This window comes from Pelomonas margarita (assembly GCF_043555875.1).
Classification (GTDB): domain Bacteria; phylum Pseudomonadota; class Gammaproteobacteria; order Burkholderiales; family Burkholderiaceae_C; genus Pelomonas; species Pelomonas margarita.
In genome coordinates this window covers 60,760-76,033 of record NZ_JBIGHW010000017.1, presented here as the reverse complement: position 1 = coordinate 76,033, position 15,274 = coordinate 60,760, and the positions used below count along the sequence as shown (strand labels likewise).

At 65.7% G+C, this 15,274-nt stretch carries 12 protein-coding genes; all 12 read right to left on the bottom strand.

Annotation, left to right across the window (positions count from 1 at the left end):
• Positions 1-137: 137 nt before the first annotated feature.
• Positions 138-458: a type II toxin-antitoxin system YafQ family toxin gene (locus ACG0Z3_RS21270; protein WP_394401532.1), complete on the bottom strand. Its 321-nt coding sequence runs from the start codon at positions 456-458 to the stop codon at positions 138-140.
• Entirely contained in the window at positions 430-708 is a 279-nt protein-coding gene (locus ACG0Z3_RS21265; protein ID WP_394401530.1) for a type II toxin-antitoxin system RelB/DinJ family antitoxin, read from the bottom strand. The genes ACG0Z3_RS21270 and ACG0Z3_RS21265 overlap by 29 nt, the downstream gene beginning before the upstream one ends.
• Before the next feature lie 728 nt (positions 709-1,436).
• Positions 1,437-2,684, bottom strand: a complete 1,248-nt coding sequence (locus ACG0Z3_RS21260; RefSeq protein WP_394401528.1) for a hypothetical protein — start codon at positions 2,682-2,684, stop codon at positions 1,437-1,439.
• A gap of 82 nt (positions 2,685-2,766) precedes the next feature.
• On the bottom strand, positions 2,767-3,204 hold the full coding sequence (locus ACG0Z3_RS21255; protein WP_394401525.1) for an ExbD/TolR family protein: 438 nt from the start codon (positions 3,202-3,204) through the stop codon (positions 2,767-2,769).
• Positions 3,205-3,219: 15 nt separating this feature from the next.
• Complete coding sequence (locus ACG0Z3_RS21250; RefSeq protein WP_394401522.1) at positions 3,220-3,648, bottom strand: ExbD/TolR family protein; 429 nt, start codon at positions 3,646-3,648, stop codon at positions 3,220-3,222.
• Positions 3,649-3,682: 34 nt separating this feature from the next.
• Positions 3,683-4,519 carry a MotA/TolQ/ExbB proton channel family protein gene (locus tag ACG0Z3_RS21245; protein ID WP_394401519.1) on the bottom strand — a complete coding sequence of 279 codons (837 nt, stop codon included), beginning with the start codon at positions 4,517-4,519 and terminating at the stop codon, positions 3,683-3,685.
• 77 nt (positions 4,520-4,596) lie between these two features.
• Positions 4,597-5,244, bottom strand: coding sequence for an ABC transporter substrate-binding protein (locus ACG0Z3_RS21240; RefSeq protein ID WP_394401517.1), 648 nt, complete (start codon positions 5,242-5,244; stop codon positions 4,597-4,599).
• Between the two features lie 492 nt (positions 5,245-5,736).
• A complete protein-coding gene (locus ACG0Z3_RS21235) occupies positions 5,737-8,520 on the bottom strand; it encodes a TonB-dependent receptor plug domain-containing protein (protein WP_394401514.1) in 2,784 nt (927 codons plus the stop codon).
• Between the two features lie 252 nt (positions 8,521-8,772).
• Positions 8,773-10,593, bottom strand: coding sequence for an ABC transporter ATP-binding protein (locus ACG0Z3_RS21230; protein ID WP_394401512.1), 1,821 nt, complete (start codon positions 10,591-10,593; stop codon positions 8,773-8,775).
• Positions 10,586-12,022, bottom strand: coding sequence for an ABC transporter permease (locus tag ACG0Z3_RS21225; protein ID WP_394401509.1), 1,437 nt, complete (start codon positions 12,020-12,022; stop codon positions 10,586-10,588). The genes ACG0Z3_RS21230 and ACG0Z3_RS21225 overlap by 8 nt, the downstream gene beginning before the upstream one ends.
• Positions 12,019-13,002, bottom strand: coding sequence for an ABC transporter permease (locus ACG0Z3_RS21220; protein WP_394401507.1), 984 nt, complete (start codon positions 13,000-13,002; stop codon positions 12,019-12,021). The genes ACG0Z3_RS21225 and ACG0Z3_RS21220 overlap by 4 nt, the downstream gene beginning before the upstream one ends.
• Complete coding sequence (locus ACG0Z3_RS21215) at positions 13,002-15,206, bottom strand: ABC transporter substrate-binding protein (protein ID WP_394401505.1); 2,205 nt, start codon at positions 15,204-15,206, stop codon at positions 13,002-13,004. Before ACG0Z3_RS21215 ends, ACG0Z3_RS21220 begins: the two co-directional genes overlap by 1 nt.
• Positions 15,207-15,274: the final 68 nt, after the last annotated feature.

Below are 15,274 nucleotides of genomic sequence, written 5' to 3'. Positions count from 1 at the left end.
CCCCATCAGGGCCTGCATGCAGGCCCTGATGCCATTGGGCCGTGGCCGCTTCACCGCCAGTCCACGACCGCAACCAAATCCGACACCTCGCCAGCGAATAGACGCGGATTTACATCAGCGGCAACACCGGCGTGGTGCTACTCCTCGAACAGTTCGGAGTGCGTGCCGGTGCGCACGAAGATGATGGTGTCGCCGTCGGTCCTGTAGATCAGCAGGAAGTCGCCGCCGATGTGGCATTCACGGTGGTCGGCCCAGTCACCTTTGAGCGGGTGGTCGAGCCACTCGGGGCCTAGCGGTTCATCATTGGCGATGAGCAGCAGCATCGCCTCCTTCAGGCGCTTCATGTCGTAGCGCCCGGAGCGGGTCAACCGCTCCCAATCCTTGCGAAAGCTCTTGGCGGAATCACTTGCCCGTGGCGGCGCGGCCCGCTTACTGCTTGCTGGTTTTCTCGAGGTCATCGAACAAGGCGTCAGCAGAATCAAAGCGTGCAGCACGCGCCTTCACCATCGCACGCGCCTCTTCCATCGCCGCGCGGGTCTCGGCGTTGGGCACCTTGAGTTCCAGCGGGAACGCCTGATCGCTGACCACGCGCTTGAGCAGGATGCGCACGGCATCCGATACCGACAGACCCATCGAGGCCAGGGCTTCGGTGGCCTGCGTCTTGATTTCGTCGTCCACGCGGACGTGCAGCATTGCGGAATGCGCCATGATCGGCTCCTGTGAATCAGCGGATTATGTATCTCTTTTGAGATACAGTCAAGGCACTGAGTCGTCTCCCTGGAGTTGCTGGTCAGCGGCGGCATTGCCTCGCCCCACCAGGCGGCGCAAGGCTTGATGGCGACGGCCAAAATCGCTTCCGCATGACTGACCGTCAATGCAGCAAAATCAACAGGTTAAGAGTGCAAATCTGCACCACCATGCGGAAACGATTGACCTCCAAGTCATTGATTTATAAAGATTTATCTAAAGACTTGAAAACCGTCGAAGGTGTGAGCCTTCCGTGAGTTCGAATCTCACCGCTTCCGCCATGCAAGTGATTGATCTTGAAGGAAATTCTTTTAGATCAACGACTTAGCACCGATAACTGTCACAGTTGACTGTGACGCTTTGACCATCTTCAACCCATGAAGAAGACAATGGCAAAGCCTCTCGGAGGGCAGCCGGCCACCAAGGGCCGAGCCCCCTCAATCCGCATCTGTGTCCCCCAGGACCTCCAGGCCGCAGCACCTTAACCAGAATCAACCAACTCCGCCAACTGGGTAAGCGCCTCGGCGGGCGTTTGTTGCAGGGTCTGGTCGAGACAATCTTGAAGCAGGCGCAAAGCAAAAAGGGAACGTGGTGAACACGTTCCCTTTTTATCCGCAGTCAGTGCCTCGATGGCTTAACTGACTGGCATTGCCCCGAGGGGCCTTTTGCTTGGGTGCGCGAAGGAAGGTTTACTTCTTGGCGCTGCGGGCATGCACGCCCCACAGGCGCGCGAGTTCGCCGGAGCCGTCGGTGCCCTTGACGCCACGCCAGATGGATTGCGCCTTGCTGCCTTCGCCAGCGTTGAAGTACGCCAGGCCTTGGTAGAACTTGACGTCGTCAGCGCGCGTGAAGTTGCCCTTGGCCACACCAGCATCCACCAGCTTCAAGCCGCCAGCCTTGTCACCCGCGAACACGCGCGACAAGCCCAGCTTGACCAGTTCGTCGCCAGTCCTGGCGTCGGTCGCCACCTTCTCGGCGTTGGCCGCATCAGCCTTGGCCTCGTTGGACTTCTTGACCATCAGATCCAGCAGGCGCTTGTGACGTGCACCTTCGGCGCCCTGGCCGAGGATGTTGGCGGCCAGCCCCTGCTCGACGACCTTCTTGCCTTCGTCCGGATAGCCGGCCTGGGCGGCCAGCTGGGCCATCTCCATGTAGTCGTCAGCCGTCTTCAGGTTGCCCGTGGCCAGTTGCAGACGATAGACGTCCAGCGAGAAGCGGGCTGCGAAGCCCTTCTTGCCCTGCAGGCCACCCAGCACCTGGGCCCACAGTTCCTTGCGCGGGTAGTAATTCAGCAGGCGCTCGACGGCGTAGGACTCGGTCGCGAGGTCGCCCTTCTTCTGTGCCGCGAACAGCAGGATGTTGAGCTTGTCCTGGGTCGGTGCCCGGCCGGACTTCTCGTCCGACTGGATTTCGGCCAGCGTGTCCTTGAGCACCGCCGTCATGTCGCCGGACTTGAACTGCGCCTGCTGCTGCACCTGCTTGACCGTGGCGCTGCTGCCACCAGCCGCAAAGTACTTGTTGGCCCATTCCAGGGCCTTGGGGGCATTGTTGGCGCGCAGGTAGGTGCCAGCGATGGCTTCCATGTACTGCAGCTGCTGCGGACCGCCCAGCTTGGCCTTCAACACGTCGAATGCACGCGTCATGGTGTCAGCATCGCCCGCACCCATCGCGGCCGAGAAGCGCAGGCCTTCGATCGCGAAGTTCTCGCCCGGCGTGCGGTTGGCCACGGCATCGGCGTCGCGCAGCTTGGCCAGCGCTTCCTTGTGCTTGCCGGCCTTGTACAGCTTGCTGGCGTCACCCAGCGGGCCGCCCACTTCCTTGCGCACGGTCTCCTGGGCAGACGCCTGGCTGAGGCCGAACTCGGCACCGGGCGCGCCGTTCAAAGTCAGGGCCAGGGCGCCAACGGCGACGGCCACCACGGTTTTCAAAGTCTTCAACTTGCTCTCCTGCAAAGCAAAAACGCGCCGCCCTTTCGGGCAGCGCGCTCAAAGTATCGGCGTCAGCTGGCCCGAGCCCACGTCACTTGACGTATTGCTCGTTACCCACCATGCCCATCTTCTTGACGTTGTTGCGCTGGGCCGAAGCCATCACCGCAGCCACCACGCCATAGTCGACCAGCTTGTTCGGCTTGATGTGAACTTCAGGCTGCTCGCTGAGGTTCTTCGCGCCGATCTCCTGCATCTTGGCGTTGACCGCATCGATGCTGGGCAGCGCATCCGCGTCCCAGTAGACCGTGCCGTCAAAGTCGATCATCACGGTGTGCACCACCGGATCGGTCTGCGGCGGCTGATTGCTCGGCGGCGGCATGTCCAGGTTGATCGTGTGCAGCTGGATAGGGATGGTGATGATCAGCATCACCAGCAGCACCAGCATCACGTCGATCAGCGGCGTCGTATTGACGTCCATCAGGACTTCAGGCTCGCTGCTCCCCGACGAACTTCCAACATTCATTCCCATGCTTGACTCCCGGGATCAACCACCGCGCGCGGGCGGCTCGGTCACGAAGTTGACCTTCATGATGCCGGCGCGTTGCGCTGCGTAGATCACGCGACCGACCGACTCGTAACGAGACTTGTCGTCGCCGCGGACGTGCACCTCGGGCTGCGGATTCTTCACCGATTCCTTACCGAGGCGCTGCACCAGCTCCTCCATGTCGGGAATCAGCTTGGTGTTCCAGTAGACGTCGCCGTCCTTGCTGACCGAGATTTCAATGTTCTCCGGCTTCGTGACACGGATGATGTTGGTCTCCTTGGGAAGGTTGACCGCCACCGTCTGCGTCACCACCGGAACGGTGATGAGGAAGATGATCAGCATCACCAACATCACGTCCACGAGGGGCGTGGTGTTGATGGTTGCATTGACTTCGTCCTCGCCGGAAGAGGATCCGACGTTCATGCCCATGGCATTGGCTCCTGTACGAGCTTCAGCTCAGGGATTAGCGCTTGGCGACAGCGCGGTTGCCCATCAGCACGCCATGCAGGTCGCCGGCGAACGAACGAACCTGAGACATGACGGTCTTGTTGCGGTTGACCAGCCAGTTGTAACCCAGCACGGCCGGCACAGCGACGACCAGACCGATGGCGGTCATGATCAGCGCGGCGCCCACGGGGCCGGCAACCTTGTCGATGGAAGCCTGGCCGGCAACACCGATGGCGGTCAGCGCGTTCAGAATGCCCCACACGGTACCGAACAGGCCGATGAAGGGGGACGTGGAACCGACGGTGGCCAGGAAGCCCAGGCCCGACGAGATCTTGGTGTTGACGTCGGCGACGGCGCGGTCGACGTTCATCGTGACCCAGCTGCTGTGGTCGATGTTCTCGGTCAGGGCGCCTTCGTGGTGCTCCGAAGCCTCGATGGCGGTGGTGGCGATGTAGCGGAAGGCGCTTTCTTCCTTCAGGCCCTTGACGCCATCAGCCAGGCTGGCCTTCTTGAAGAAGGTCGCGCGGACTTCCTTGGCTTCCGACGACAGCTTGCTGGTGTCCCACAGACGGACCACCAGGATGTACCACGAGCCCATGGACATGATGGCCAGGATGGCCAGCACGACCTGGTCGACCACGTTGCCGTGAGCAATGATGTTGCCCAGGCTGTAAGGATTCTCGGCAGCTGCCGAAGCGGCGGCGGCAGGAGCGGCGACGGGCGCTGCGACTGCGTCAACGGCGGCTGCCGAAGCGGCGCCGGCCGGCTGCTGGTCTTGCGCATGGGCGGGCGAAACGGCCAGGGTCGCGACCATGGCGATGGTGGCCAGGAAGCCGGTGATACGAGAAATCATGGAGTCAACTCCTAGGGAAAAATTCTGGTTTGATAGGTTCTGGAAGCGCCTGACTGGCGCGTAGTTCATGCCGACGGTCAGTCGATCTTGAACTGGAATTCCTGCTCGAACACGTGGTTGCCCGGGCATTCGTAAGTTTCATTCAGCGTGCGGGTGATCTCCTGGACCAGGGCGCGCTGCGCCTTGCGGTCCACACCACCACGCAGCGGCGTGATCTCCACGGATGTCACGCGGCCATCCTTCACGGTGGCAACGGCCTTGTACAGCGCTTCACCGCTCCAGTTGACGGACGGCGCCTCGGGGCGGCCCATCTTGGTACACACCATGCCGGCCGTGATCTTGCCGGTCGGCTTGGGTGCTGCCGGCGGGGCGGCCGGAGCCGGCGGCGGCGACGGACGGACGTCCTGCGCAGCCGGCGGCGCAACCTGCGTCGACTGGATGGCAGGTGCCGGCGGTGCGGGCGCCGTGACCTGGAACTCGGGCGGGGGCACGAACGGCGGCGGAGGCGCCTTCATGTCCGGCGGAGGCGGCACGACCTTCTCGGGCGGCGGCGGCGGCTTGACCTGCTCCTCGATGACCTTGGTCTCGATGGGGCCGGTGACCTTCTTCACGATGTCCTTGGCCAGGCCGCTGGCCAGCGCGTAGATGGCCACGACGTGGATCAGGATCACGACGCCGAAGCCCGTGAACCGGGACGCGCCCTGCTTCTCCTGCGCAAAATTCATGCGCGCTCCTTCTTGCAACTACAAATCACAGTCGATGACTTCTTTCAGGAATGCGGCCACTGTTGAGCAGCGGAAGTTGCGTCCCGCCCGCTTGCCAGCTCCCGAAGGCCGTGCATTCTAAATGGCGAAGAGAGCGCTCCCGCATAGTCGAAAACACGCAGTCTGTCCTGACGGAAAGCTTGCTTGCACCCGTTCTGACCAAAAAAAACGCCCGGTGGCCTGAGCCGTCGGGCATGTGTTTCTTCGCCACGAACAAGGCGCAGCAAAGCTGCACCGCAAGGCCAAACTTGGCCATAACGTCATCTTAGCCCTGAGGCCCCACCCTTCGCCTGGGGCTAACCCGGACAAGCAAAACAGGCTGATTACATGCTCAGCAGGCCCGACGATCGTCCGGCGCGGTGGCGGCATGCGGCCCGAAGCAGCAAAAAAGGGCGTGCCCGGCACGCCCTTTCCTGACACTGCCGGACCTGTGGGCCCGGCAGATCAACGGTCTCACTTGAACTGGTAGGTCACCGAGCCGTAGATGAAGCGGCCACGCGGGTCGGCGAACGAACCGGCAAAGCCGGCCGCGTGCGAGCCATAGCTGGACGAGGCGACGAACGGCGGGTCCTGGTCGAAGGCGTTGCGGGCGCCCAGCGTCAGGCGCAGGTCCTTGAAGCCGCGGTAGCTGACGGCCAGGTTCCAGCGGCTGGTGTCCTTGACCTGGTAGGGCTTGTCGACCCCCAGGTTGGTGCCGACCACGGCGGCCGACTCTTCCCAGCCCTTGGTAAACACGTTCTCCAGCGCAACGTTCCAGGTGCCCATCGTCCAGTCGAAGGACAGCGTGTGCTGCCATTCCGGCACCGGCGGGTTGCCCCCCAGCGACTTGCCGACGTAGTCGGTGAACGGCAGGCCCTTGCCGTTCTGCAGTTCGTACTTCAGCGTGTAAGTTGACGCGAAGCCGACGCCCAGGCGACCGAAGCTGCCCAGACGCACAGCCGACTTGATGTCGAAGTCGAGACCGGAGGTCTTGAGTTCACCCAGGTTCTCGACCGGCGTCTCGATGTAGGAAATGAACTTGGTCGTCTGACTGCGCACCACACGGCTCTTGTACTTGGCGTACAAGCCGGGTTCTGCCATCAACGTATCGCCGCTGATCACGCCGATTTGGTCATTCTTCTGGATGTTCCAGTAGTCGACGGCGATGCTCAGGTCGCGGATGGGCTCGAACACGGCGCCGAAGGCGAACTGACGACTCTTCTCTGGCTTGAGATTCTTGTCACTGGACAGACGCACGTTGAACTGCGTATTGCAAAGTGCTGGCGGATTGCCCTGTGCGTCGTTGGGTTGCGGGCACTCCGGGTCGGTTTGGGGATCCGCCGTATTGGTGTTGGACACCGGGCTGTTCACGTCCCACAGAGTCGGCGCACGGAAGCCGGTGCCGGCGCTCGCGCGGAACAGCATTTCCTTGCTAGGCTGGAAGCGCAGCGCAACACGCGGGTTGAAGCTGCCGCCGAAGTCGCTGTATTTGTCATAGCGGGCCGCCACGGCGGCTTCCCAGCCCTTGGCGAACGGCAGCGACAGCTCGCTGTAGATGGCCGAGATGTTGCGGCTGGCCGAGGTCGCCGGCACGGAGCCTTCGCCACCAATGTGCGAGCCCTTGGAATACTCGATGTTGGTCGGCTTGTCGTCGGCCTTCTCGCGGCGCAGGTCGATGCCCATGGCGATGGCCATCATGCCGCCGCCCATCTTCATCAGTTCGCGGCTGACCTTGGCGTCCAGCACCATGGTCGTGCCCTTGGACTGGCGGACCTTGCCTTCCAGCGCAGCGCCGTCCAGCAGCGCGACGCCGGCGGCGTCGTTCGGGCCGAACGGGTTGACGTTGCCGGTTTTCATGGCATCCAGGAAGGGCTCCTGCAGCAGGTAGCCGCTGTAGTTCAGCGTGCCGCGAGCTTGAGCGACGTTCAGGCCGATGTCGTAGTCCCAGCCGGAGAACAGGCCCGTGGCGCCGACGACGACGCGGTACTGCTCGTTGGTGTTGTCGCTGACGCGGTTGCCGCGATCCAGCGAGCGGTAGGCGATTTCGGTGTAGCCGTCGCCATCGGGATCAAAGCCAGGAAACGCCACCTTCCCATCGGCACCCAGTTGATTTGCAGCGGTGTAACCCAGCCTTGCAAGGAGCGCGGCAGGGAAATACTTGCTGGTGATCGGCATCCGCACATTCGGGTAGTTGCCATCGGCACCCACCTTCATCGCCGAGCCGTCAATAGGCGTCGGTGCGGCGCGACCCGTCGTGTGGTTGCGCGCCGCCGAGGCCTCGATGAACCACTGGTTGTCGGCATCGATGCGGAAGTTACCGCGCGCGAACAGGTCAGTCTTGGTACTGTCGGGCAGGTTGTCAAGCATGGCCGCGTAGATCGCGCGGCAGCGCTTGACGTCATCCACACCATTCGGCGCTTTGCCTCCGAGTTGGATCACCGTGTTGACGGGATCGCAGGCTGCCATATTGGCGCCGGGGTTCGTGTAGGCGCCGGGCGAGATGCCGATGTCCATCAAGCGACCCGGGTAGGCGCGGAACGACGTCGGGGGCGCGGAGCCGGGAACCTCGGTGGCATGACGCGAGTACCACGCCTGCTTGACCGCCTCCAAGCGGGTCTGCTCCTTGATGTTGGCGGTGACGAGGAAGTTGTAGCCGTCCTTGTCCAGGTTGCCGGTGCCGAAGGCGATCGAACCGCCGTGCTCCTTGCCGCCGACATTCTTCTCGGGGGCGCCGTAGCGGACGGTCAGCTCGCCCTTGTCGTAGTCCTTGCGGGTGATGAAGTTGATGACGCCGGCGACGGCATCGGTGCCGTAGATGGCCGAAGCGCCGTCACGCAGCACTTCGATGCGCTCGATGGCGGCGAAGGGGATGCTGTTCAGGTCCACCGCGACCGAGCCGCCGATCGAACCGAAGGGGTGACCGGCCAGGCGGCGGCCGTTCAGCAGCACCAGCGTGGAATTGGCCCCCAGGCCGCGCAGGTTGGCGTTGCTGGTGGCGTAGCCGGCGCCCTGCGTGGAGTCGGACAGCTGACCGGAGTTCACTGACAGGCGGCGCAGGATGTCTTCGACGTTGACGGCGCCGGACTTCTCGATGGCGTCGCGCGTGATGACCGTCACGGGCAGCGCCGTTTCGGATTCGACGCGCTTGATGCTGGAGCCGGTGACCTGGATGCGCTCAAGCTTTTGCGACTCCTGAGCGACGGCGGCGCCGGCGGTCAGAGCCAGGATGGCGCTGCTGATGAGGGTGACTTTGAACATGGACTCTCCTGAAGAGACGATGGGCCCGCCCGATAACTGGCGGCACTGACCCGGGGTGCGGGTCGCTCCTTGGCCTGAGCGGTGGGCTCAGATTGGGGTGCCGCAGTTTGTGCGGGTGCAACATGACACCCGCCCCGTGAATGCACTTAGCACCGCAGAACCTCGCCGCAACCCGTTGATTCACTTGAGTTTCACGGCGTTACACGCCCTAGAGTGAAATCCCTAGCCGTTGCCTTTTCGCGACGCAACAGGTCAGCGCAGTCGTGGCACGGCGGCCAGCAGATCGCGGGTGTAGGCCTGGGCCGGCTGCCCCAGCACGGCAGCGCAGGCGCCCTGCTCCACGATGCGGCCGCGCTGCATGACGGCGATGTCGTCGGCGATGTACTCGACGACGCCGATGTTGTGGGTGATGAACAGGTAGGCCAGGCCCTGCTCGCGCTGCAGTTCGCGCAGCAGATTGAGAATTTGCGCCTGCACCGAAACGTCCAGCGCCGACGTCGGCTCGTCGCAGACGATGAGGCGCGGCTCCACCGCCAGCGCGCGGGCGATGGCGATGCGCTGGCGCTGGCCGCCGGAGAACTCGTGCGGCCAGCGCTGCAGCGCGTCGCGGCGCAGGCCGACCTGGTCGACCAGCGTGTGCAGGCGCTCGCGGCGGGCCGCGGCGTCCAGTTCGGGGCGCAGCGCGATGAGGCCTTCCTCCAGCACGTCGGTCACGCGCATGCGCGGGTTCAGCGACGCGAACGGGTCCTGGAAGATGATCTGCACGCTGCGGCGCGCCTGCACCAGCGCGCTGCCGGTGAGCCGGAACAGGTCCTGCCCGTCGAACAGCGCCTGGCCGCTGATCTGCGCCTGGCGGCGCAGCAGTTGCACGATGGCCTTGCCGGACGTCGTCTTGCCGCAGCCCGACTCGCCCACCAGTGCCAGCGTGCGGCCGGCGTGCAGCTGGTAGCTGACGCCGTCGACCGCGTCGACATGGCGCGGCCCGCGATGGAACAGCGGCGCCTTCAACGGGAAGCGCACGCGCAGCTCGCGCACGTCCAGCAGCGGCGCGCCGTGCACAGCCGGCTTGGGCGGCAACACCCTGGGTTGGGCCGCAGGGCGTGGCAGCGCGTCGCCGGGCTGGCTGTAGAGCAGACAGCGCACCTGCTGCTGCGGGCCTTCCTCGGTCAGCGCGGGCGGTGTGCTGGCGCAGTGCGTCATCGCGCGATCGCAGCGCGGCGCGAAGCGGCAGCCGGCGAAGTCCAGCCACAGCGGCGGCACGGTGCCGGCGATGGCCGCCAGCGGCTCGCCGCGGCGGGCGGCATCGGGCAAGGCCTGCAGCAGCAGCCGCGCGTAGGGATGCTTCGGATGGGCGAAGAACTCGGCCGCCTGCGCGACCTCGATGATCTGGCCCGCATACATCAGCGCCACGCGGTGGGCCATGCTGCTGACGACGGCGAGGTCATGCGTGATGAGCAGCACGCCCAGCTGGCGCTCGCGCTGCAGGTCGCGGATGAGGTCCAGGATCTGCGCCTGGATGGTCACGTCCAGCGCCGTCGTCGGCTCGTCGGCCACAAGAAAGTCGGGCTCGGCGGCGAGCGCGATGGCGATCATCACGCGCTGCTTCTGGCCACCGGACAGCCGGAACGGGTAGTCGTCGACACGGCGCTCGGGCTCGGGAATGCCGACACGGCGCAGCCAGTCGACGGCCTTGGTCCGCGCGGCCGCGCCGCGCAGCCCGGTGTGCGCCTCAATGGCCTCGACGATCTGGTCGCCCACGCGCATGACCGGGTTCAGACTGGTGGCCGGCTCCTGGAAGATCATGGACACCCGCCCGCCGCGCACGTCGCGCATGCGGCGCTCGGGCAGCGCCAGCAGGTCCTGCCCGTCCAGCGTCACGGCGCCACCGGTCACGCGGCCGTTCTCGGGCAGCAGCCGCATCAGCGCCAGCGCCGTCATGCTCTTGCCGCAGCCGCTCTCGCCCACCAGCGCGAAGGTCTCGCCGCGGGCCAGCGTCAGCCGCATGCCGTCGATGGCGCGCACCAGGCCCGCCTCGGCGTCCAGCTGAACACGCAGGTCGGCGATCTCAAGCATGGTCCGCCCCTCGCTTGCGGAAGACGCGCGGCCGGGCCGAGCGAGCCTTGGGGTCGAATGCATCGCGCACGCCGTCGGCAAACAGGTTGGCGGCAAGCACCAGGCTCACCATGCCGCCGAAGGCTGCGGCGAAGCTCCACCAGACGATCGGGTCGCGCGACATCTCGTTGCGGGCCAGGTTGATCATGCTGCCGAAGCTGCTGGTCGTCGGGTCCACGCCCACGCCCACGTAGGTCAGCACGGCTTCATAAAGGATGAGTTCGGAGAAGCTCAGCACGACGGTGATGAGCACCAGGTGCATCACGTTGGGCAGGATGTGGCGGGCCATGATGGCCGCGTCGCCCACGCCGAAGGCCGTGGCAGCCTGCACGTAGTCCAGCTCGCGCAGCTTCAGGGTCTCGGCGCGCACCAGCCGGCACAGGCCGGCCCAACCGGTCAGGCCCAGGATGACGCACAGCATCAGCATCTTCAGGTCGGCCCGCTCCAGCGCCGTCTCGAACGCGTCGGGGTTCTTGTCGAAGAAAACCTGCACCATCAGCACGCAGGCGGCAATGAGCAGCACGTTGGGCACGGAGCTCAGCGTCGTGTAGACGTACTGGATGGCTTCGTCCACCCAGCCCTTGTAGTAGCCGGCCAGCACACCCAGGAGGAGTGCCAGCGGCAGCGTCGCCAGCGTGGACAGCGCGCCGATGACGAAGGCCGTGCGCACGCTCTTCAGCGCCTGCACCAGCACGTCGTTGCCGGTGCGGTCAGTGCCCAGCACGTGGTAGTGCGGCATCAGCGCGAGGGCCGGGCCGGCCAGCAGCAGCACGACGGTCAGCGTGATGAGCACGGCGCGCAGGGGGTAGAAGGTGCGGTCCGCGGTCAGATCGGACAGCGCGTGGCGCCAGCCGTGATGCTGGCGGGCCAGCGCGGCGGCTGTCAGCCCGAAGAGCAGCGCGGCGACGGCCAGGCCACCGGCCAGCCCCAGCGCGGCGCGGTGGGCCACGTCGCCCGCCCATTGCGTAGCCGGGTCGGCCAGATGCGCGCCGCCGAACGTCAGCCGCGGATAGTCGCGCCCGGCGTGGCCCTGCGCGTCGACGACGCTTTCCTTGTTGAACCCGTGCGTGCCCAACGGCACCGAGTAGCTGACCTCGCGCATGTCGAGTTGCCGCGCCAGCAGCAGGTCCAGCGCGGACAGCGTGCGCGTGTCGTAGACGGTGGCGCCGCCCGTCGTCTCCAGCGCGCGGCGTATGTGGATGCTATCCACCAGCGTGACCAGCAGGAACAGCGCCATGACGACGCTGGCGCTCGCCGCGACCGGGTCGCGCAGCACGCGTTGCCAGGTGCCGCGCAGATGAGCCTGGCCGCACACGCGCACCGCGTAGGCGACGCCCGCAGCCACCATCAGCCACAGCGCGAGGTCGGTCCAGAGCAGCACAAGCTTCATTGCAACCTCACCCGCGGATCGACCCACGTGTAGGCCACGTCGATCAGCGCATTGCTCGCGATATAGAGCAGCGCACCGAGGAAGACCATGGTGCGCACGATGGCGAAATCCTGCCCCGTGATCGCCTCGATGACGAAGGCGCCCAGGCCCGGGATGCCGAAGAAGCTCTCGAACACCAGGCTGCCGAGGAAGACGTACGGCAGGTAGCTGCCGGCGCTGGTGATGATGGGAATCAACGCATTGCGCAGCACGTGGCGGCCCAGCACGCGGCCTTCGGACAGGCCCTTGGCGCGCGCGGTGCGCACATAGTCCTTGCCCATCTCCTCCAGGAACATCGCGCGGTACAGCCGCGCCTCGCCGCCCAGCCGGCTCAGCAGCGACAGCAGGATGGGCAGTGCCAGAAAGCGCACCGCGTCCAGCCCGCCCGCGAAGCCGTTCATGGGCACCAGCTTCAGCACGCGGGCGAACAGGAACTGGCCGACGATGATGTAGAACAGGCTGCTGATGGACAGCATCAGCACGCACAGCACGACGCCCCAGAAGTCGATGCGCGTGTGCCGGAAGAACACCAGCAGCAGCGAGAACGCGACGCTGACGATGACCTGCAGGATGAACAGCGGCAGCGCCAGCTGCAGGCTCACGCCCATGCGCACCTTCACCTCGTGGCCGATGTTGATGGCCTGGCGCGCATCGCTCTTGCCGAAGTCCAGCGCGAACAGGCTCACCGAGCGCTCCCACAGGATGGTGTGCGTGACCTGCTCGGCGCCCTGCCGGCTGGCGTCGAAGTACAGCGGCTTGTCGTAGCCGCGCTCCTGCTTCCAGGTGTCGATCTGCGCCTGCGTGACGCGCTTGCCGCCGATGTTCAGCCGCGCCATGTCGTCCGGCGTGTTGACCGAGAAGAACAGGAAGAAGGTGAACAGGTTGACGCCGACGAGGATGGCCAGGCCATAGCCCAGCCGGCGCAGCATGAAGCCCAGCATCAGGCGCCCTCCCCCGTCGCCACGGCCGTGGCCGTCTCGCGGCGGGCCCACGCGCGGCGCGTCGCCACGGCGATGGCCAGGCCACCGGCCGCCAGCACCAGCAGCGGCCACCAGACCGGCCGGTTCCACGCGGCGATGCTGCGGGCACGCTCCTGCACGTCCACGCGCAGGTAGCGGGCACGGTCGCGCACGACAACGCCGGGCTTGCCGTTGTGCAGCCAGCGCTGGAAGGCCAGGCCCGAGTAGCTCCAGTAGCCCCAGGCCCACGGCGCGTCCTGGCGGGCAATGTCGTTCATCTTCGCCATCACGGCGGCCTTCTCGGGGCCGTCTTCCAGCGACTGCAGCTTGCGGTAGAACCGGTCGAACTCGGGGTTGGCGTAGTTGGCCGTGTTCTCGCCCTCGTGCAGGCTCTTCGCGTTGGGGCCGTACAGCAGGAACAGGAAGTTCTCGGCGTCGGGATAGTCGGCGAACCAGCCCCACCAGAAGATCTGGTGCTTGCCCTTCAGGATCTTTTCCTGGAACTGGTTGAAGTCGGTCGCGCGGATGTCCAGCTGGATGCCCAGCTTGGCGAACTGGCGGATCAGCCAGTCGTTCTCGGCCTTCAGCTCCGGCGTGACGACGCGCTGGAAGTCGTAGTTCAGCACCAGCGGCTTGCCCGTCTTCGCGTCACGGCCGCCGGGGTAGCCGGCCTCGTTCATCAGCTTGAGGGCGTCTTCAATCGGGCGGCGCTCGACCTTGCCGTTCACCAGCCGATGCGTCACCGGGTTGAACTCGCCCGGCTCGCCCTCCCTGGAGCCGAACACGCCCGGCGGGATGGGGCCGTGGGCGGCGTCGCCACCCTTGTCGCGGAAGATGCGGCCGTAGCCCTCCTCCCAGTCGATGGCGATGGAGATGGCCTGGCGCAGCGCGCGGTTGCGGCGCTGCTGCTCGGGCGTGTCGCCGCGGCCCACGACCGGGTCCAGCCAGTTGAAGCCCATGTACCAGTTCGTGATGTCCACGTTCATGGGCAGCTGGAAACCGCGCTCCTGGAAGAACCGCTTCACCTCGTCGGAGTCGTCGCGGTCCACGGCCAGGTTCACGCCCCAGTCCGAACGGTCCATCTCGGGCAGGTCCAGGTAGCCCTGCTTGAACAGCTCCTTGCGCGGCACCGCCTCCTTCACGTTGATGGCAACGACCTTGTCGACGAAGGGCATGGGCTTGCCGCAGTCGGCCAGCAGGCCAGCCTCGGCGTCGCCGGGGCTGCCGTCACAGGGGTAGGTCTCGAGCCGGTAGTTGGGGTTGCGGCTCATCACGTGCCGGCGATCCTGCACGTACTCGGTCATCATGAAGGCGCCCGTGCCCACCGGCCACTGGTTCCAGCTCATGGAGTTGGCGGTCATGCCGGGCTGGGCGTAGAAGGCGTCCACCTCCCACGGGACGGCCGCCGTGAACGTGGTAGCCAGCCAGTACTGCCACTGCGGGTAGCGGCCCTTCAGGCGGATGCGCAGCAGGTGGTCGTTGACGGCTTGCACACCGGCCAGCGGCCAGCGGCGCAGGTCCAGGAAGGGCTTGTCGGTCAGGTTCTCGGGCAGGCCGGCAAGCTGCTTCTCGCTCTCGCGCTTGAGCGTGGTGATGTAGTCCTTGAGCCCGATGACGTGCTCGGAGAACACCGCCGCGACCGGTGCCTCCAGCCGCGGGCTGGCGTGGCGCTTGAGCGCGTAGACGAAGTCGTCGGCCACCACCTCGCGCGTGGACAGGTGCTCGAACGCGAACGGGCTGCGCTTGTCGCCCAGCTCGCCGGGCTTCAGGTGGTGATAACGGTGCTGGCCCTGCGCGTCCTTCGCGAACGCCGGGTGCGGCGACCACTTCAGGCCCGGCTTGATGGCGATGTCGTAGACCGCCTCGGCGATCTGCTCGTCGGGCGCGTCGTCGGGCAGGCGGTTGCCCTTGGCGTCCAGGTAATAGGGCTTGGCCAGGCCTGAAGCCGTGCGCGGGATCAGCACGTACGGCCGCTTGAGGGGGTGGTAGCCGTAGGGCGGCTCGCTGATCTCGTAGACGTAGGTGCTCTCGGGCGCGGCGTAGGAGGACGTCGGGTCCAGGTAGCGCGGCGAGCGCTCGGCGAACGCCATGTAGAGCGCGTTCTCGCGCTCGGCGCCGTGCGGGTGCGGGCTGTTGTTGCAGCCGGCGAGCAGCGCGAACGCGACCGCGCCCAGGCTTCTTCTCATCCAACCACTGACTGCAACCACGACGACGCCCTCAAAAAAGCGAAGCCCCGGCACAGGCCGGGGCAACC

What these genes read in the sequence shown, in the direction of transcription:
- ACG0Z3_RS21245 (WP_394401519.1), bottom strand. Translation starts at nt 4,519, where the DNA reads ATGATTTCTCGTATCACCGGCTTCCTGGCCACCATCGCCATGGTCGCG.
- ACG0Z3_RS21255 (WP_394401525.1), bottom strand. Translation starts at nt 3,204, where the DNA reads ATGGGAATGAATGTTGGAAGTTCGTCGGGGAGCAGCGAGCCTGAAGTC.
- ACG0Z3_RS21220 (WP_394401507.1), bottom strand. Translation starts at nt 13,002, where the DNA reads ATGCTGGGCTTCATGCTGCGCCGGCTGGGCTATGGCCTGGCCATCCTC.
- ACG0Z3_RS21250 (WP_394401522.1), bottom strand. Translation starts at nt 3,648, where the DNA reads ATGGGCATGAACGTCGGATCCTCTTCCGGCGAGGACGAAGTCAATGCA.
- ACG0Z3_RS21235 (WP_394401514.1), bottom strand. Translation starts at nt 8,520, where the DNA reads ATGTTCAAAGTCACCCTCATCAGCAGCGCCATCCTGGCTCTGACCGCC.
- ACG0Z3_RS21265 (WP_394401530.1), bottom strand. Translation starts at nt 708, where the DNA reads ATGGCGCATTCCGCAATGCTGCACGTCCGCGTGGACGACGAAATCAAG.
- ACG0Z3_RS21230 (WP_394401512.1), bottom strand. Translation starts at nt 10,593, where the DNA reads ATGCTTGAGATCGCCGACCTGCGTGTTCAGCTGGACGCCGAGGCGGGC.
- ACG0Z3_RS21240 (WP_394401517.1), bottom strand. Translation starts at nt 5,244, where the DNA reads ATGAATTTTGCGCAGGAGAAGCAGGGCGCGTCCCGGTTCACGGGCTTC.
- ACG0Z3_RS21270 (WP_394401532.1), bottom strand. Translation starts at nt 458, where the DNA reads ATGACCTCGAGAAAACCAGCAAGCAGTAAGCGGGCCGCGCCGCCACGG.
- ACG0Z3_RS21215 (WP_394401505.1), bottom strand. Translation starts at nt 15,206, where the DNA reads ATGAGAAGAAGCCTGGGCGCGGTCGCGTTCGCGCTGCTCGCCGGCTGC.
- ACG0Z3_RS21225 (WP_394401509.1), bottom strand. Translation starts at nt 12,022, where the DNA reads ATGAAGCTTGTGCTGCTCTGGACCGACCTCGCGCTGTGGCTGATGGTG.